Genomic DNA, 17,894 nt, shown 5'->3' with positions numbered 1-17,894 from the left:
TCAACCAACTCCGGCGTCACCCACTCGGTGAGCACCCCCAGCCGCACATCATCGGACAACCCCACCCACGGATGCATGACCTGCCCAACGACCGCACCACCGACCCGTCACGGGCACTGCTTGACTACCTCAAACAACGGCATTGGCCCGGCACGTCGAAGTGGAACAAGGTCGAGCACCGGCTGTTCTCCCGGATCACCCACAGCCTGCGTGGGCGGCCGCTGACCAGCTACGAGATCCTGCTGCAGACCATCTCGGCCACCCGCACCACCACCGGGCTGACCGTCAGCGCCACCCTGGACGAAAACGACTACCCCACCGGGCGCGTGCTCACCCGCGCTGAACGCAAGAGCATCGAACAGCGGACCGCACGGGACAGCTTCCACGGCGAGTGGAACTACACCATCGCCCCGCAAGACCCCGGCCACCAGCCGCCACAGGATGCGCGGGAGGAGTCGGGGCCGCCGATTCCGGCCGAGGCCACCTTCCTCCTCACCCACCCGGCACTGACCGGCATGTCCCGCGACGAGTTCGACCAACTCGTACTCCGGCTCGAACCCTGCCGCCAACTCCTGACCGAGGCCGAGCGCCGGCGCGAGGACCGCGACGGGCGCGGCCGCAACCCCGGCTTCGGCACTCTCGATCACCGCCACCGCGTCCTGGCCGCCGTCCTGAGCAGCCGCAACACCGTCACCCTGACGCTGGCGGGCCAACTGCTCGGCCGCCACCGCAACGTGCTGAGCTACCACGCCGGGCGGACCAAGCCCTTGCTGGCCTTCGCCGGTCCCGAGCTCACTACGGTACTCGTCACCCGCCGCACTCACCCACCGCGCTCGATCGAGGCCCTGCAACGAGTGATCGAGCAGCATGACAACGAGATCAACTCAAGCAGTAGTTGATTTACGGCTCCTCACCAGGTCATCTCTTGTACGAAAAACTTCGTCGCCTTGCGCAGGATGTCCCGTTCGGTAGCCAGTTTCTGGTTCCCCCTGCGCACGGTCTTCAGCTCCGCGCGCAGGGCCGCGATCTCGGATTCCAGCTCTTCTCTCGTGGCCTCGCTCACCGGAACGTCCTTCATGTTCGTGCTCGCCGTGCCGCTCTGACCGCGGCGGGCCCGCTCGGCCCGCACCCAGTTGCGCAGCGTCTCCCGGCTGATCCCCAGGTCCTTGCCGATGCCCTCGAAGGTGTGGCTCGGGCCCGACAGGTACAGCGCGACCGCGTCCGCCTTGCACTCGGGCGAGTAGACCTTCATCACCATAAAAGACCCCTCCTCCCCGACCCCTGCCGGGGCCGGGCTCAGAGGTGTCCACCACTCGGGGACAGGTCCCGTGACCGCGGCGCTGCGTGACGTGCTCGGCCGGTAGGCCGTAACCGGCCTACTCGAACGGGCCGACGACACACGCGTGGACGAACCCGTGGACCCGGGTGTCGCAGGTGGTCTCCAGGCTGACACCCCGCACCCGCACGCCGCGCGAGCGCACCTCGCCGCAGTCGCAGACGATCCTGCCGGGCAGGCGGAGACCACAGTCCAGATCCACGGCGCCCGTGAAGTAGGGCGTCAACTCCGGCCACGGCGCCTCGAGCCCGATACGCGGCATGCCGTCGGTTGCACGAGCATTCTCGATCACCACGTTGACGCTCCCCCGGGTGTCGATCGCCTCCCAGGTGAACTCCGGACTGAGGCATTGGTGGCAGACCGGTGCCAGGGGGAACCGTAGGGTCTGGCACGACCCGCACCGCTGCAGGGACAGCTCCCCGGCGGCGATGGAGTTCCAGAACGACTCGTTGTCAGGATGCACCAGCGGCGCCAGACCGCGGCCTCGACCGGTCAGCGGGAGGAGTCCCAGATGTCCCGGAAGCCCGGTGTCGCTTACGTGTGTGGCCATCGTCATGCCCTCTCGTTCGTGAGGATCAAGGAGTCGCCCCAGCCGTTGGCCCACTGCAGCGCGGTTACACCGTCGATCTGCCGGTCGCCAGCCGCGCCGCGCAGCTGGCGCGTCATCTCGATGATGTGCCCGTAGCCGAAGAGGTGACCCTCGGCCAGCAGACCGCCGTTGGTGTTGATCGGGAGCGGGGAGTCGATGTCCATCCCCTGGTCGCGCACGAGCGCGGCGGCCTCGCCCGCCCCGCAGAAACCCCACCGCTCGAGCGCCATCCACACCATGTGTGCGAACGGGTCGTACAGGAAGAGCGCGTCGATGTCGGAACGACTGATGCCGGCCATGGCGTAGACGGGCGAGCTCTGTGGCGCGACGTAGTCGTACTCGGGGCTGACCCCCGAGCCGAGGCCGGGACGGGAGAAGAACACGTAGTTGTCGCGGCCGGCGTGGATCCCCTGGATCCCGGCGATGCGAACGAAGGGTACGTCGAGGTCGGCCGCGCGTTCGGAAGTCGTGACGAGCAGCGTGGTTGCCCCGTCGATCATCTGGCAGATGTCGGACTTGCGCAGCGGTCCCATGACCTCTGCCTCGGCGAGGTACTCCTCGGTGGTCAGGGGCGTGTCGTGCAGGAGCGCGAGCGGGTTGCGGGCGGCGTGCCGACGGTGCCCGACCGCGACGGCCGCGAGGTCGGCAGCGGTCGCGCCGTAGCGGTCCAGGTACTGCTGGGCGACCATCGCCGCGCCCGTGCCCGCGCCAGGGCTCCCGTGGACGCTCCAGCCGCCATAGGGGCCGCCCCCGTCGCGATAGCTCTCGTCGAGTCGGTTGTTGATGCTTGAGAAGTGCCGGCCGTAACCACGCTCCGAGACATGGGCATTGGTGACGGCGACGCAGTCGGCCACTCCCGCCGACACCGCGAGCGCCGCCTGGGAGATCGCCGACGCCGTCCAACGACCGTGCGACCACAGCTGGCTGACCCACCGCACGTCGAGCCCGGCCGCAATGACGAACTCGTCGTAATCCACGCCGTACGGCGCCCCCCGTGCGGTGATGAACCCGTCAATCGCGCTCTTTTCGAGACCGGCGTCGTCGAGCGCCGCGTGGAAGGCCTCGGACTGGAGCGTCAAAGGTGTCCGCTCGAGATCGAGGCCAATCGTGTGACTGGTGCCTATACCGATGATGCAGGCGTCCAGTGGCATTTGGGCGTCCTTTCAGCGAAGTGCCGCCGGGCGGCGGGTAGTTCACTCACTCGAAATAGTTGCTGACCAACTATTAATGTCACAGCTCCTGCCCGGTCACGATCCGGTTCTTCTGATTCCCTTTCACGCTCACGATGTAGTGCACGCCCCGGCTGAGCAGGTGGTCGGCGTGCTCGTGCCGGGTGTGCATCGCGTCGCTGGTCACCACCACACCTGCCAGGCCGGAGAGGGGCACCAGCAGTGGCTGGAAGCAGGTGATCTCGTTGGTCTTCTCTCCCACGTCGAGCCGGGCCATCACCAGGCCGGAGACGTGGTCGCAGGCAGCGAGCAGATGGATCTTGCGGCCCTCGGCCCGAGCCGCTCCGCGCAGGCTCTTGCCGTCGACCGCCGGCCCGCGAAGCCGGCCGCCGCTGCTTGCGCGTCGGTCTGCCGGCCAGCGGCCCACCGCCCGGTCCAGCACGTCGCCGTCGATGCGGGCCAGCAGCCGCCGTACCGTCGTCTCCGCGGGCAGACAACGCTTCGGGCACAGCGGATCAGGCCGCACGCCAAGCCGTTCCAGGACGGACGGCGGGGTGTCTGTGGTCCCCTCGCCAACCGCCGGCAGGGAAACCGCTCCGGCCGACACCGCGCACGCGGTCAGCGCGAGTACCGCGACCAGGGCGTGCCGTACACCGCGCGGGTCGGGCACCTCGGCCAGTCGCTCCAGCAGGCCCGGGATCTCCTCGGGTACCGCCCCGGGTTGCTCGCTGAGTTGGTCAAAGGCAGGCGGGATCGGCGATGATGCGTCGGCAGGCACAGTCTTCCACTCGGCTCACGGGGCGCCGAGAACTCCATGATCTTGGAACCGTGCCGGTCACATTCCCGGAACCCCGCCGAGCCGGCAGATCGCTGCGAGCCGGACGTCAGGCGACTACGCCGAAGCCCTGGCCACCGTGGCCTCGGTGTCACCGTCGACCGCTCGCGTGGCAGCCGAGATGCTCCGGAGCGCCACCTGAGCGAGCTGCTCGGTCTCGTCGCCGAGCAGCAGGCGGTCGACCTTGGCGCGGCGCCAGTAGAGGTGTGCGTCGTGCTCCCAGGTGAACCCGATGGCGCCGAGCACGTGGATGAGTGTCTCGCACGCCGTTTCGAAGGTCGTGGCGCAGTAGGCCTTGGCCGCCGAGGCGGCGACGGGGAGTTGCTCGGGTGCGTGGTCGGCGGCCCACGCGGCCCACCACACGAGGGACCGCAGCTGGTCGACCGCCACCCAATCGTCCACCAGCCGGTGCTTGACCGCCTGATACGCGCCGATCTGGCGTCCGAACGTCTCCCGTTGCTGTGCGTGCTCGATGCCGAGCTCGACGACGCGGTCCGCGGCGCCGAGGCCCTCGGCCGCGAGGACGACGCACGCCGCCTGCTTGGCCCGTTCCCAGCGCTCGCGGGCGCCCCGGGCGACGACCTCGGACGAGGTCAGCTCGACGAAGCCGAGCCCGCGGGTGGCGTCGATGGCCTCGCCGGGGGTGGCCCGCCCCTCGCCGAGGACGAGGTCCTCGCCGTCGAGGGCGAGGAAGTGGGTCGCGCTGAGCACGTCCATCGAGGGATTCGAGCCTGTGGGAGAGCCGTCCACGACCGCCATCGCCGTGCGTCCCTCGCTGACGTCGCGCAGCCGGGCCTCGTCGCCCTCGAGCAGCACCGCGACCCGGGCCGCGGTGGCGAGGGAGGGCCCCGCCAGCTGCCTGCCGGCCTGCTCCGCGACGATCGCCATGTTGAGCAGCCCGGCCCCGGCGCCGCCGGCCTCCTCGGGGATGGTCAGGGAGAAAAAGCCGAGCTCGGTGAGCACCTCGCGTCCGGGGGCCGGTTCGCCCCGCTCGTCCAGGAGCGTGCGGGCCAGTCCGGGCCCGGCCTGCTTGGAGAAGAACGTGCGTGCGTGCTCAGCGAAGTTCCGCTGCTCGTCGTCGAGGTCGAAGTTCACGGTTCTCTACCTGTTCTCAGAAGGCGGCGTCGTGCGGGCGGGGACGCGAGCGGAGTCCGGCGGGAGGCCCAGCACGCGCTCGCCAAGGATGTTGCGGAGGATCTCGTCGGTGCCACCGGCCAGCGCGATGCCCGGGGTGGAGGCCTGGGACGTCGCCCAACGCCAGTCACCCTCACGCGAGCGAGCCAGCACGGCGTCCTCGCCGAGCAGCCGCAGGCCGAGGTCCGCGGTGGCGTGCGCGATCCGCACGGCCGTCAGCTTCCCGGCGCTGGCCTCGGGCCCGGGCCGTCCGCCCTTCTCCAGGCTCGTCTGGAGGCGGTAGCCGGTGTACCGCGCGGCGAGCGACTCGACCAGGACACGCCCGAGGGCCTCGACGGCCAGTGTGCGCCGGTCGTCGCTGAGCTGAGGGAGCCGGCGCGCCGCGTGCGCGACCAGGGCGTCGCTGCGGATCCCGAGCTCGCCGCCGCCACCGCCGACGGCCATCCGCTCGTTCATCAGCGTCGTCAGGGCCACCCGCCACCCGTCGTCGACGTCGCCCAGCCGCTCGGAGTCATCGATCACGACGTCGTCGAGGAACACCTCGTTGAAGCTCTGGTGACCGTTCATCTGGCGCAGCGGTCGGACGGTGACTCCCGGGGACGTCATGTCGATGACGAACATCGTCAGACCACGGTGCTTCGGGGCGTCGGGGTTCGTGCGGGCCAGCAGGATGCCGTAGCGGGAGTGCTGGGCCAGGGTGGTCCACACCTTCTGCCCCCGCACGTGCCAGCCGTCGCCGTGGCGCACGGCCTTGGTGCGCACAGCGGCCAGGTCGCTGCCGCTGCCGGGTTCGCTGAACAGCTGGCACCACAGGTCATCGGCACGCAGCAGCCGGCGGATGTAGCGCTGCTTCTGGTCCTCGCTGCCGTGCCCGAGGATCGTGGGCCCGCACATGCCCAGGCCGACGTGCCCGATCGGTCCGGCGATGCGGGCGCGGTGCAGCTCCTCGTTGACGACGGCCTGCTGCGCGTTCGTGCCGCCGCCACCGCCGTAGGCCTCGGGCCACGTGAGCCCGATCAGGCCGGCGTCGAACAAGATCGCCTGCGTGCGCCGGAGCGCGTCGACCCGGTCGGTCCCCGGCTCCTCGAGGTAGGCGCCGTCGCCGTGGGCGAGCTCGCTGTCGTGGTCGGCCAGGAACTGGCGCACCTCAGCGCGGAGGCGGGCCTGGTCCGGGGTGTCGTCAAAGTCCATTGATCGTCTCTCTGCTGAGCAGCCGCAGCCAGCACGACGGTCGGCTTACGCGGCGCGGGTTGTCGTGGCGCCCCCGGCGTCCGACGTGCCGGCGAGGGAACGTGATCGCCCGCGGACAGTCCTACTCCACTTCGCCATCGAAGGGAAGAGGAAGATTGTTGGTTGACAAAAAATATTTCAAGGGCATGCTGTGAGCATGAAAAGCACGTGGTGGGATGCCGAGCAGAAGGTGGCTCCGTGAAGAGGTACGGTCATTGGATTGGCGGTGAGGAGCACGCTCCAGGGTCGGGCGAGCACATCGCTTCAACGTCCCCGTGGACGGGATCCGCAGTCGCGGAGATCGCGGCGGGGAACCGCGCCGACGTCGCAGCGGCCGTCGCCTCGGCATCGGCCGCCTTCGCGGCATGGCGCGCCCTCAAGCCGGGCGCACGCGGGCGCCTGATGGCCGACATCGCGGACGGCATCCGCGCCGAGCGCGCGCTGCTGGCCGACCTCGAAGGAGCCGAGGCCGGCAAGCCCGCGGCTCAGTCGCTGCGCGAGGTCGACGCCGCTGCGGCCTACTTCGACTTCTACGCCGGGCTTTCCAACATCCCGTCCGGCGAGGTCATCGATCTCGGCCCGGGCATGCACGGCTACACGACCAACGAGCCGTACGGCGTCATCGGCGTGATCACCCCGTGGAACGCGCCGCTCAACCAGGCGGCCCGCGCCGTCGCTCCCGCGCTGCTGACCGGGAACGTCGTCGTCGTCAAGCCGTCGGAGTTCACCTCGACGACCACGCTCGAACTGGCCCGCATCGCCACCGCGGCCGGTCTGCCGGACGGCGTACTGAACGTCGTGACGGGCACCGGCCAGGAAGCCGGGCAGCCGCTCGTGGAGCACCGCGACGTGCGCAAGGTGGCGTTCACCGGCTCGCTCCGGGCGGGCCGGGAGATCGGTCGCGTCGCGGCGGACCGCGTGCTGCCGCTGACCCTCGAGCTCGGGGGCAAGTCGGCCAACATCGTCTTCGCCGATGCGGACCTGCCCGAGGCGGCGGCGGGGGCAGTGCGTGCGTTCACGGCGAACGCCGGCCAGGTCTGCAGCGCCGGCACCCGCCTGCTGGTCGCCGACGAGATCCACGACGAGTTCGTCGACCTGCTGCTCGAACGGGTCAAGAGCGTCCAGCCCGGGGAGTCCTACGGCCAGATGACCACCGAGGACCAGTTCGCCAAGGTGCAGTCCTACTTCGAGGTCGCGCGCGAGGACGGCGCGACCCTCGCGGCCGGCGGCGCCGTGACGGGAGAGGGGTGGCTGGTCCAGCCGACCGTCTACACCGACGTCACCAACACCATGGCGATCGCCCGCGAGGAGATCTTCGGGCCCGTGCTCGCCGTGCTCCGGTTCAGCACCGAGGACGAGGCCATCGCCATCGCCAACGACTCCGAGTTCGGACTCGCCGCCGGCATCTGGACCAGCGACATCGCACGTGCCCACCGGGTCGCGGCTCGGCTGGAGGCAGGCCAGGTCTACGTCAACGAGTGGCTGACGGGACTGGTCGAGGGCCCGTTCGGGGGCGTCAAGAACAGCGGTTACGGCCGGGAGAAGGGCATGGAGGCGCTGCGCCACTACACGCAGACCAAGTTCGTGGCGGTGAAGCTGTGAGCGGCCAGTTCTCCCCACTCGGGGCCGAGCACGTCGCCCTGCAGGACCGCGCGCGTGACCTGGCCCAGCTGTGCCTGCCGCACGCGGAGCGCGCCGACGAAAGCGACTGCATCGACGCCGACGTGCTCAAGCTTCTGAAGGACAGCGGGCTGGCGGCGGTGCAGGTCCCGGCCGCGTACGGAGGCCACTTCGAGAGCCCCGACTCGCTCGCCGTCACCATCGTGCGCGAGCAGCTCGCGGCGTCCTCCAGCCACCTCGACTCGCTCTTCGCCATGCAGGGGATCGGGAGCTACGCGATCTCGGTCGGTGGCTCGGACGAGGTCAAGGAGCACTGGCTCCCGCGGGTGGCCTCGATGGACGCGATCGCCGCGCTGGCGCTGACGGAGCCGGACGTGGGCTCGGACCTCAAGGCGCTCACCACCACGATCGTCGCCGACGGCGACGAGGTGGTCGTGACCGGTACGAAGAGCTTCATCACCAACGGGGGCGACGCGAGCTACTACTGCGTGCTCGGCAAGGAGGAGGTCGGCGACGGCGTGGGCTACTCGCTGGTCCTCGTGCCCGCCGACACCCTGGGGGTCACCACCAGCCGCCCCCACCAGATCATGGCTCCCCACGTGCTGGGTGACATCGAGTTCGACGCAGTGCGCGTGCCGGTGTCGCACCGGCTCGGAGCACCTGGGAAGGGGTTCGGTCTGGTACTCGCCACGCTGGCCACGTTCCGGGTCTCCGTCGCCGGTGCTGCCATCGGTACGGCGCAGGCCGCGCTCGACGACGCGCTCACCCACACGACCGGACGCGAACAGTTCGGCACCCCGTTGGCGCGGCTGGGTCCGGTTCCTCAGATGCTGGCGATGTCGTGGACCGAGATCGAGATGGCGCGGAGCTTCACCTACCAGGTCGCCCGCGCGGCTGCGTGTGACCCGACCGGGAGCCTTCACCTGTCGTCGATGGCCAAGATCGGCGCGACGGAGGTCGCCGGCCGCGTGGTCGATCGCAGTGTCCAGGTCATGGGCCGGTTCGGGCTGGTCCGCGGGAGCCGGATCGAGCGTCTCTACCGGGCGGCACGCCCGATGCGCGTATACGAAGGCGCGACCGAGGTGCTGCTCGACGCGCTCTCCAAGCAACTGATCAGGGGGCACCGCCAGTGATCATCGACGCCCACTGCCACGTCTGGCCCGACGAGATCGCCCGAAAGGTCCTGGCCGACCGTCCCGTGGGCCTGGACCCCGTGCACGACGGCACCCTGGACGGTCTGCGACGCACGATGGACGCCGCCGGCATCGACATGGCGATGACGCTCGCGGTGGCGAACGCGGGCCGGACAGTCCAGCGCACCAACGAGTTCATCGGCCGGGTCGACCGGTCCCGCTTCGTGCCCTTCGGCACCGTCCATCCCGACCTGTCGGTGGAGGAGAACCTCGCCGCCCTCCGGGACAACGGCGTCGTCGGCGTGAAGCTGCACCCGCTGTTCCAGTCGGTGGCCTTCGCCGACGCCAGGACGCGCGAGATCCTCGTCGCACTGGCCGAGAACGACATCCCGGTCATCGCGCACGTCGGCTCCGGAGGCGACGCGCACCAGAACGAGCGGGGCGCCCCGAAGAGCCTCCACGCGATGATGACCGAGATCACCGGTCTGCGTCTCATCGCGGCGCACTACGGCGGCTACCAGGTCCTCGACGAGGCCGAGCAGTGGTCGGTCGGGAGCAACGTCCATCTCGAGACCTCGTGGCCGCCGAGCATGGGCACGCTCCCGCCCGAGCGGGTCACGAGCATCATCCGCCGCCACGGGTCCCATCGCGTCGTGTTCGGGTCGGACTGGCCCATGACCGACCCCGCGACGGAGATCGCGGCGATCAAGGCCCTCGGCCTGACCGCCGAGGAGGAGAGCGGGATCCTCGGCGGAAACCTGGCGCGACTGCTTCGAATCGAGTCGCCCGCGACCTCTCTCGCCACCTGATCCGGGCCTGCACCATCGCCCCCCGGCCTGTTCGACACCTGGCTGCCGGCCTCGACGTTCGAACGGTTCGCCGGATCCATCCCCCACCCGGACCGCATGGGCCGCCCCGACGAGTTCGGGCTGCTGGCCGCCCACATCATCGAGAACCCCATGTTGAACGGCGAAACCATCCGTCTCGACGCCGCCTCACGACTCCCCGGGAACTGACCGTGACTTCCTCCGACACCAACGCCGAGCGACCGCTGCTCGTCTCCGACAACAACGGCGTACGCACCCTCACGCTGAACCGACCGGCCGCGCGCAACGCGGTCAACCTCGCCCTGGCCATGGCGATCGACGAGGCGCTGACCGAGTTCGACGAGCGTCGCGATCTCACGGTCGCGGTCCTGGCGGCGAACGGACCCACGTTCTGCGCCGGCATGGACCTGAAGGCTTTCCTGCGCGGAGAGCGACCGATCACGCCACGGCGCGGGTTCGCGGGCATCGTGCAGGAGCCACCGCGCAAGCCCATCATCGCGGCGGTCGATGGGCCGGCCGTCGCGGGTGGCTTCGAGATCGTCCTGGCCTGCGACATGATCGTGGCCGCCGAGAACGCGTTCTTCGCGCTCCCCGAGGTCAAGCGCGGTCTCGTCGCCGCCGGCGGTGGCCTGCTGCGGCTGCCCGGACGGCTGCCCTACCACCTGGCCATGGAGCTGGCGCTGACCGGCAAGCAGATCTCTGCGGTCGAGGCCGAGCGTCTGGGCCTGGTCAACAAGGTGGTGGCGCCGGGCACCGCGGTGGCCGCGGCCACGGAGCTCGCGGCCGAGGTGGCTGCCTGTGGCCCGCTGGCCGTCGCAGCGACGAAGAAGATCCTGCAGGACAGTCCCAGCTGGCCAGTGGCCGAGGCGTTCGAGCGTCAGTCCGAGCTGACCGAGCCCGTGCGGTCGTCGGCGGACGCCGTCGAGGGTGCGCGTGCCTTCACCGAGAAGCGCGCGCCGGTGTGGACAGGCTCGTGAGTCGCGACAGCGCACTCGATCTGATGAGGAAGACAGCATGGAATTGAACCTGACAGGCCGCGGGGTCATCGTGACCGGCGCCAGCAAGGGCTTGGGACGATCCGCGGCGCGTGCGTTGGCCGCCGAGGGCGCGAACGTCCTGGCCGTCGCGAGGACAGAGGCCAGCCTGAAGGAGCTGGCCGCGGAGAGCTTCGCCGGCGAAATCCACCCCCACGTGTGCGACATGCGTGACCGCGAGCAGGTCGCGGCCCTTGCGGCCGTGGCCGTGGAGCGGCTCGGGCGCCTCGACGTGGTCGTGAACAACGCGGGCATCGCACCCGCGGCGAACTTCCTCGAGATGGACATGTCCCTCTTCGACGAGGTCATGGAAGTCAACGTCGCCTCCATCGCCGTGCTCTCCCAAGCCGCCGCGCGCCACTTCGTCGAGGCGGAACAGGGCGGCCGCATCATCAACGTGGTGTCGACCTCGGGCATCCTCGGCAAGGCGACGCTGGCCGCCTACTCGGCCTCCAAGGGCGCAGCGATCCAGCTGACCAAGGCACTCGCGGCCGAGTGGGCGCGTCACGACATCCAGGTCAACGCCATCGCTCCTGGGGCATTCGCCACCGAGGCCCAGTCCTACGTCACGAGCAACCCGGACATCCTGGCCAAGCGGGTACGCAAGATCCCCGCGCGGCGGATGGCGGAGCCCGACGAGATCGGGCCCCTGGTCTGCTACCTGTCGTCGACGAGCTCGAAGTTCGTCTCCGGGGCCGTTTACGTGATCGACGGTGGCGAGACCGCCAAGCAATGACCGTCCGAGACACCTGCGTCCAGGACGTGGTCCTCGGCCCCGCACGCCGGCTATTGCCGGACGTCAGCGCCGCGGAATGCACCTTGGCACGTCCGGAAGACCACCGGCTTGGAGCCGGGGAGGCGGCAGCCGAGCGACCTCGCGCATGGTGACGCACGACGCCGATCCTCCGGCCGGTGACCTTCAGGGTCATTTCGGAAGCAGCTCTTGTGCCGACTCGCAACATGTGGTCCCATCGAGGCAGAAAATTAGTTGGTCAACCGACAATCTATTTAGCGTAGGGAGCAACTCATGAGAGATGCGGTGATCGTCGACGCCGTACGGACACCCATCGGCAAGCGGAACGGCGCCCTGGCGGACATCCACCCCGCAGATCTCTCGGCGACCGTGCTGCGCGCCCTGGCCGAGCGCAACGACCTCGAGCCGTCTCTCGTCGACGACGTGATCTGGGGCTGCGTGAGCCAGGTCTCCGAGCAGGCCAGCAACATCGGCCGCAACGCGGTGCTGACGGCCGGCTGGCCCGAGAGCGTGCCCGCCACGTCGGTGAACCGGGCGTGCGGCTCGAGCCAGCAGGCCGTGAGCTTCGCGGCAGCGGGTGTGATCGCGGGGCAGTACGACTTCGCCGTCGCCGGCGGAGTCGAGTCGATGACCCGCGTGCCGATGGGCAGCGCCGCGCAGGGGGCCCAGACCGTGCCCACCGCCGTGCTCGAGCACTACGGCGTGGACGGATTCAACCAGGGCATCGGTGCCGAGATGATCGCCGAGCGGTGGGGGCTGTCCCGCACCACGCTCGACGAGTACGCCCTTCGCTCCCATGAGCTGGCCGCCGCCGCGGTCGACGCCGGTGCGTTCGCCTCGCAGCTGGTGCCGCTCGGCGGCTTGGCGGCCGACGAGGGCATCCGGCGGGGCGGCTCGCTCGAGAAGCTCGCCACGCTGGCGACCCCCTTCAAGAGCGACGGCGTCATCTCCGCCGGCAACGCCTCTCAGATCTCCGACGGGGCGGGCGCGCTGCTGCTGACCACTTCGGAGATCGCCCAGGCCAACGGCCTCACACCCATCGCCCGGATCCACACCGCCGTTGTGGCCGGCGACGACCCGGTGATCATGCTGACGGCTCCGATCCGGGCCACCGAGCTGGCGCTGAAGAAGTCGGGACTCGCACTCGACGAGATCGGCGCCTTCGAGGTCAACGAGGCGTTCGCCCCGGTCCCCCTGGCCTGGCTGGCCGAGACCGGTGCGAAGGAAGACCGCCTGAACCCGCTCGGCGGCGCCATCGCCGTCGGTCATCCCCTCGGCGGGTCGGGCGCCATCTTGATGACCCGACTGGTGCACCACATGCGCGACAACGGGATCCGCTACGGGCTCCAGACGATGTGCGAGGCCGGTGGCCTGGCCAACGCCACCATCCTCGAGCTGCTCTGACGCGGCTCCGCCGCCCGCCCACCTGGGCGGCCTCACCCCCATCCCGTGGGGGATCGCAGATCCGGTGCCCGCGGCGCCGGGCCCCACTGACAGGAGAACAGCATGCAGGTGAACGGATCCGTCATCGCGGTGACGGGCGGAGCGTCCGGTCTCGGCCTGGCCACGGCGCAGCGGTTGATCAACGCCGGCGCCAAGGTGGCTCTGGTCGACCTCCCCACCTCCGCCGGCGAGGCAACGGCCAAGGAGCTGGGTGACAACGCCCTGTTCACGCCAGGCGACGTGAGCGACGAGGCGTCCTTCGGGGCGGCCCTGGACGCGGCCGAGCGCCTCGGGCCGCTCAAGGGGATCGTGCACTGCGCCGGGAGCGGTCGCAGGCTCCGCCTGCTCGACAAGGACGGCAACCCGGGATCCCTCGAGGACTTCGAGTTCGTCATCAGGCTGAACCTGGTCGGCAGCTTCAACGCGCTCCGGCTCGGAGCCGCCCGGATGGCCAAGCACGAGGCGGTCGGCGGCGAGCGCGGCGCCATCATCATGACGGCGTCCGTGGCGGCGTACGAGGGTCAGATCGGGCAGATCCCCTACACCGCCTCCAAGGCCGGCATCGTGGGCATGACCCTCACCGCGGCCCGCGACCTCGCCAGCAAGGGCATCCGCGTGTGCTCGATCGCGCCAGGCATCATGGACACGCCGCTGCTCGGCCGCCTCCGCGAGGACGTCCGGGAGAGCCTGTCCGCCAGCGTCCCGAACCCGCGGCGTCTCGGGCTGCCCGACGAGTACGCCCAGCTCGCGTGTCACATCCTGGAGAACGCCTACCTCAACGGCGAGACCATCCGCCTCGACGGCGCTCTTCGCATGGCACCTCGGTAGGGCTCCGATGGCTGACCTGGAGTACACCGTTCGCGATGGCGTGGGCACCATCCTGCTCAACCGTCCACACGCGAAGAACGCGTTCACACTGGAGATGATCGAGGCGTGGGCGGCCGCGCTCCGTTCGGCGCGCACCGATCCAGACGTGCGGGTCGTCGTGGTCACCGGCGCCGGTGACGCCTTCTGCTCCGGCATCGACCTGTCGGTCCTCGAGGCCGTCGGCGACGAGCCGCTGGCGCTGAAGTCGATGCTGACCGAGGGCGTGCACGAGGTCGCCCGCGCCGTCGACGAGCTGTCCAAGCCCGTCATCGCCGCCGTCAACGGCGTCGCCGTCGGCGCCGGCATGGACATGGCCCTCATGTGCGACATCCGCCTGCTGGCGCAGTCGGCCCGGATGTCGGAGGGCTACATCCGCGTCGGCCTGGTGCCGGGCGACGGCGGGTGCTACTACCTGCCCCGCCTGGTCGGCATGTCGAAGGCCCTGGAGCTGCTGTGGACCGGCGACTTCATCGACGCGGACGAGGCCCTGCGGATCGGCCTGGCGACCAAGGTCCACGCCGACGCCGACTTCATGGGTGCCTACCGGGCCTTCGCGTGCCGGCTCGCTCAGCAGCCGCCGATCAACGTCGCGATGATCAAGCGGGCCGCGCAGCAGTCGGTCCACGCCGACCTGCGCACCGCGCTCGACCTCATCTCGTCCCACCTGGCCGTCGTGCACGGAACCAGGGACTCCCAGGAAGCTCGCGCCGCCCTCCGTGAGCGACGAACGCCGTCGTTCGAAGGCAGATGAAGGCAGGTTCTCTTCATGAACTCGCAGGAGCCGGTGCTTCTCACCTCGGCCCTCGGCATCACGACGATCACGTTGAACCGCCCGGAGCGCAAGAACGCCATCGACGAGTCGATGTGGCGCACGCTCACCGAGATGCTCCAGCACGTCCGCAACGACGCCGACACCCGGGTGGTCGTCCTCCAGGGCGCCGGGGGCGACTTCTGCGCCGGTGCGGACGTCGCCAAGAGCACGCACGACGAGCACCCCATTCCGCGGCTGCGCCGCATCGGGGACGTCGCGCTCGCACTGTTCGAGCTGCCGATGCCCGTGATCGCCAAGGTGGACGGGGTCGCGGCGGGAGCCGGCTGCAACATGGCCCTGGCCTGCGATGTCGTCGTCGCTTCCAGCCGGGCCCGGTTCACCGAGATCTTCACCCGCCGTGGGCTGTCGATCGACTTCGGTGGCTCGTGGCTGCTCCCGCGTGTCGTCGGTCTCCAGCAGGCGAAGCGGCTGGCGCTGCTCGCGGAGGTCATCGACGCGGCCGAGGCTCACCGCCTGGGCATGGTCACCTGGATGCGGCCCGCGGACCAGCTCGACGACTTCGTCGCCGACGTCGCGCAGAGGCTGGCGGCGTTGCCGCCGGTCGCGCTCGAGCAGACCAAGGCACTGCTGAACGAGGGCGTCGGCATCGACCTACCCGCAGCGATCCGCAACGAGGCCGCCGCCCAGGCCGTCAACTTCGCCACCGAGGACGCGCCCGCGGCGTTCCGTGCGTTCCTGGACAAGACCGACCCTCCTCACTACACCGGCCGCTGGGCCGTGCGATGACGGGGCGTGGCCCGATCATGGAAGGGCATCAATGGAGTTCCTGACCTTGTCACCCGTGACGCTGCCGGAGCGGCTGGTGGAGCTTCGGCACCGGGTGCGAGCGTTCCTGCAGGACGAGATCGCGGCGGGCCGGATCACCCCGCACTGCGACCAGTGGCTCGCGGGCTGGGACCCGGGCTTCAGCCGTCGGCTCGCCGAGCGAGGCTGGATCGGCATGGCCTTTCCCACGAAGTACGGCGGCTCGGCAGAGGGGGCGCTGGCGCGATTCGTCGTCACCGAGGAGCTGCTCGCCGCCGGCGCGCCGGTCGCCGCCCACTGGATCGCCGACCGCCAGTCGGGACAGGCGCTGATCAACTTCGGAACCGAGGAGCAGCGGCAGACCTTCCTGCCGCGCATTGCCCGGGGCGAGTGTTACTTCGCCATCGGGATGAGCGAGCCCGACACCGGCTCGGACCTCGCCTCGGTCCGCACCCGCGGCACCCGGGTCGACGGTGGCTGGAAGCTCAACGGCACCAAGATCTGGACCAGCGGTGCGCATCACGCCCACGCCATGATCGCCCTGATCCGGACGGAGGCGCTTGGCGAGTCGAGACACGCCGGCCTGACGCAGGTGATCGTCGAGCTTCCCGACCCGAGCATCGAGGTGCGACCGATCAAGCTGCTGACCGGCGAGCACCACTTCAACGAGGTGGTGTTCCAGGACACCTTCGTGCCCGACTCCCGCGTACTGGGTGAGCCCGGCGCCGGGTGGAAGCAGGTCACGAGCGAGCTCGCCCTGGAGCGCAGCGGCCCGGAGCGGATCCTGTCCACCTTCCCGCTGCTCGTGGTGGCGCTGAGGACGATGGCCGAGAACGGCGTGGACATCGACCAGGCTCGGTTGGGGGAGCTGGTCGCGCGGCTGTGGGCCCTGCGGCAGATGTCGCTCTCGGTAGCCGGGCGGCTCGAGCAGGGTGAGGACCCCGCCACCGCCGCGGCGATCGTCAAGGACCTCGGCACGCAGTTCGAGGGCAGCCTGATCGACGCGGTCCGGATGATGGCAGGGGCCGAGCCCGACCTCGGTTCGTTGCACCGGCTCCCGCGGATGCTGGCCGAGGCTGTCCTGCACAGTCCGGGGTTCACCCTGCGTGGGGGCACGAACGAGATCCTGCGCGGGATCGTGGCGAAGGCAGTAGGAGCTTCATGAACGACATCACCGAGGCACTCACGCAGGCCGTGACCGACGCGTGCGGCCGGCATCCGTCATCGGCAGACCCCGCGGAGGCTGCGGAGTGGAACGCCCCGCTGTGGTCCGCGCTCGACCAGATCGGGATCGCGCTGCTGACGGTCCCCGAAGAGCGGGGCGGACCGGGCGGCGACCTGCTCACCGCCGCCGCGGTACTGGAAGTGCTCGGGGAGCACTCCGCCACGGTGCCGCTCGCCGAGACCGCGCTCCAAGCGGCCTGGCTGCTCGCCGAGTGCGACGCGCCGATCCCGGCCGGGCCGATGGCGGCCGCAGTCGGCGGCCCCCGGCTCAGTCTGATCGAGGAGTCGGGTGCGTGGGTGCTGGACGGCGAGCTCGCCCGCGTGCCGTGGGCCCGCCACGCCGACCACCTGGTGCTGCTCGTGGGGCGCCACGTCGTGACGACCCGGCGCGACACGCTCGACCTGCGGCCCGGGACCAATCTGGCCGGCGAGCCGCGCGACGACGTGGTCTTCCACCGTCTCGTGATCCCCGCGGACCAGGTCCACACCCTTCCCGAGGAATCTGCAGTCGGGGTACGGCTGTTCACCGCGCGCGGCGCGGTGAGTCGCCTGGCGCTGATGGCCGGCGCAGCTCGCCGGGCTCTCGAGATGTCGCTCGCCTACGCCTCCGAGCGACACCAGTTCGGACGCCCGCTCGACAAGTTCCAGGCGGTCCAGCAGCAGATCGCCGCGATGGCCGGGGAGGTCCTGCTGTGCAAGGTGGCCGCCGAGTCGGCCGCGCGGGCCCTCGACGAGGGGACCTCCTGGGAGCTCGCGGTCGCCGCAGCCAAGGTCTCCGCCGGGAACGCGGCCGGAACGGTGGCCCGGATCGCCCACCAGATCCACGGCGCGATCGGCTTCACCGAGGAGCACGACCTACGACGGTGCACCACGAGGATCTGGAGCTGGCGCGACGAGTGCGGCAGCGTGGGCGAGTGGGCCGTGGAACTCGGAGCCCTGGCGGCAGCTGCCAGCCCCGACGGCCTGTGGCCGCTGCTCTCCGACGGGGGTGCGGCCGAAAAGATTTGCGGGTCGGCAAGCAAATAACCTGATCCGAGAATCACTGTGGTGCCGACCGCAGCCACGGACCGGCCCTGTCGGCCACTACGACGACGAGGAGGACCTCCTCGAGCTGGTCGACGAC

18 protein-coding genes are annotated in these 17,894 nt (G+C 70.2%); 12 read left to right on the top strand and 6 right to left on the bottom strand.

All coding sequences use genetic code 11. The features are described from left to right. The coding region (locus C1I97_RS03280; protein ID WP_441349079.1) for an ISAzo13-like element transposase-related protein at nucleotides 1-899 on the top strand (899 nt) is incomplete at its 5' end. A gap of 11 nt (nucleotides 900-910) precedes the next feature. Here the strand turns inward: C1I97_RS03280 and C1I97_RS03275 are convergent. The 6 genes from C1I97_RS03275 to C1I97_RS03250 form a co-directional block, all read right to left on the bottom strand. After that, nucleotides 911-1,258 carry a transposase gene (locus C1I97_RS03275; RefSeq protein WP_111001712.1) on the bottom strand — a complete coding sequence of 116 codons (348 nt, stop codon included), beginning with the start codon at nucleotides 1,256-1,258 and terminating at the stop codon, nucleotides 911-913. Between the two features lie 118 nt (nucleotides 1,259-1,376). After that, entirely contained in the window at nucleotides 1,377-1,799 is a 423-nt protein-coding gene (locus C1I97_RS03270; protein ID WP_181446535.1) for a Zn-ribbon domain-containing OB-fold protein, read from the bottom strand. Nucleotides 1,800-1,888: 89 nt separating this feature from the next. Then, the gene (locus tag C1I97_RS03265; RefSeq protein WP_111001710.1) at nucleotides 1,889-3,076 is read right to left on the bottom strand and encodes a thiolase C-terminal domain-containing protein; all 1,188 of its coding nucleotides are present in this window, start codon (nucleotides 3,074-3,076) and stop codon (nucleotides 1,889-1,891) included. 79 nt (nucleotides 3,077-3,155) lie between these two features. Then, nucleotides 3,156-3,872 carry an ISAs1 family transposase gene (locus C1I97_RS03260; protein WP_258382396.1) on the bottom strand — a complete coding sequence of 239 codons (717 nt, stop codon included), beginning with the start codon at nucleotides 3,870-3,872 and terminating at the stop codon, nucleotides 3,156-3,158. A gap of 114 nt (nucleotides 3,873-3,986) precedes the next feature. Then, on the bottom strand, nucleotides 3,987-5,024 hold the full coding sequence (locus C1I97_RS03255) for an acyl-CoA dehydrogenase family protein (protein WP_111001709.1): 1,038 nt from the start codon (nucleotides 5,022-5,024) through the stop codon (nucleotides 3,987-3,989). Nucleotides 5,025-5,030: 6 nt separating this feature from the next. After that, a complete protein-coding gene (locus C1I97_RS03250; RefSeq protein WP_111001708.1) occupies nucleotides 5,031-6,254 on the bottom strand; it encodes an acyl-CoA dehydrogenase family protein in 1,224 nt (407 codons plus the stop codon). A 207-nt stretch (nucleotides 6,255-6,461) separates the two neighbouring features. On the opposite strand from C1I97_RS03250, the gene C1I97_RS03245 reads away from it, so the two are divergent. From C1I97_RS03245 to C1I97_RS03195, 11 genes are all read left to right on the top strand, one after another. Then, nucleotides 6,462-7,895: an aldehyde dehydrogenase family protein gene (locus tag C1I97_RS03245; protein ID WP_309147769.1), complete on the top strand. Its 1,434-nt coding sequence runs from the start codon at nucleotides 6,462-6,464 to the stop codon at nucleotides 7,893-7,895. Beyond that, entirely contained in the window at nucleotides 7,892-9,046 is a 1,155-nt protein-coding gene (locus C1I97_RS03240) for an acyl-CoA dehydrogenase family protein (RefSeq protein ID WP_111001706.1), read from the top strand. The genes C1I97_RS03245 and C1I97_RS03240 overlap by 4 nt, the downstream gene beginning before the upstream one ends. Next, the gene (locus C1I97_RS03235; RefSeq protein WP_111001705.1) at nucleotides 9,043-9,855 is read left to right on the top strand and encodes an amidohydrolase family protein; all 813 of its coding nucleotides are present in this window, start codon (nucleotides 9,043-9,045) and stop codon (nucleotides 9,853-9,855) included. Before C1I97_RS03240 ends, C1I97_RS03235 begins: the two co-directional genes overlap by 4 nt. Before the next feature lie 209 nt (nucleotides 9,856-10,064). Continuing rightward, nucleotides 10,065-10,850, top strand: a complete 786-nt coding sequence (locus tag C1I97_RS03230; RefSeq protein ID WP_111001704.1) for a crotonase/enoyl-CoA hydratase family protein — start codon at nucleotides 10,065-10,067, stop codon at nucleotides 10,848-10,850. Between the two features lie 37 nt (nucleotides 10,851-10,887). Continuing rightward, nucleotides 10,888-11,643, top strand: coding sequence for an SDR family NAD(P)-dependent oxidoreductase (locus C1I97_RS03225; RefSeq protein ID WP_111001703.1), 756 nt, complete (start codon nucleotides 10,888-10,890; stop codon nucleotides 11,641-11,643). Nucleotides 11,644-11,934: 291 nt separating this feature from the next. Beyond that, nucleotides 11,935-13,065, top strand: coding sequence for a thiolase family protein (locus C1I97_RS03220; protein ID WP_111001702.1), 1,131 nt, complete (start codon nucleotides 11,935-11,937; stop codon nucleotides 13,063-13,065). Nucleotides 13,066-13,167: 102 nt separating this feature from the next. Beyond that, nucleotides 13,168-13,932: an SDR family NAD(P)-dependent oxidoreductase gene (locus C1I97_RS03215; RefSeq protein WP_111001701.1), complete on the top strand. Its 765-nt coding sequence runs from the start codon at nucleotides 13,168-13,170 to the stop codon at nucleotides 13,930-13,932. A gap of 7 nt (nucleotides 13,933-13,939) precedes the next feature. Continuing rightward, nucleotides 13,940-14,722, top strand: coding sequence for an enoyl-CoA hydratase/isomerase family protein (locus C1I97_RS03210; RefSeq protein WP_111001700.1), 783 nt, complete (start codon nucleotides 13,940-13,942; stop codon nucleotides 14,720-14,722). Nucleotides 14,723-14,737: 15 nt separating this feature from the next. Then, nucleotides 14,738-15,529, top strand: a complete 792-nt coding sequence (locus tag C1I97_RS03205) for an enoyl-CoA hydratase/isomerase family protein (RefSeq protein ID WP_111001699.1) — start codon at nucleotides 14,738-14,740, stop codon at nucleotides 15,527-15,529. A gap of 31 nt (nucleotides 15,530-15,560) precedes the next feature. Next, on the top strand, nucleotides 15,561-16,712 hold the full coding sequence (locus tag C1I97_RS03200; protein WP_111001698.1) for an acyl-CoA dehydrogenase family protein: 1,152 nt from the start codon (nucleotides 15,561-15,563) through the stop codon (nucleotides 16,710-16,712). Beyond that, nucleotides 16,709-17,797, top strand: a complete 1,089-nt coding sequence (locus C1I97_RS03195; protein ID WP_111001697.1) for an acyl-CoA dehydrogenase family protein — start codon at nucleotides 16,709-16,711, stop codon at nucleotides 17,795-17,797. Before C1I97_RS03200 ends, C1I97_RS03195 begins: the two co-directional genes overlap by 4 nt. The last annotated feature ends 97 nt before the right edge of the window (nucleotides 17,798-17,894 follow it).

The organism is Streptomyces sp. NTH33, from assembly GCF_003236365.1.
In the GTDB taxonomy this organism is placed as follows: Bacteria; Actinomycetota; Actinomycetes; order Streptomycetales; family Streptomycetaceae; genus Streptomyces.
The sequence above is the reverse complement of the archived record's forward strand: the minus strand, read 5'-3'. Positions and strand labels throughout refer to the sequence as shown.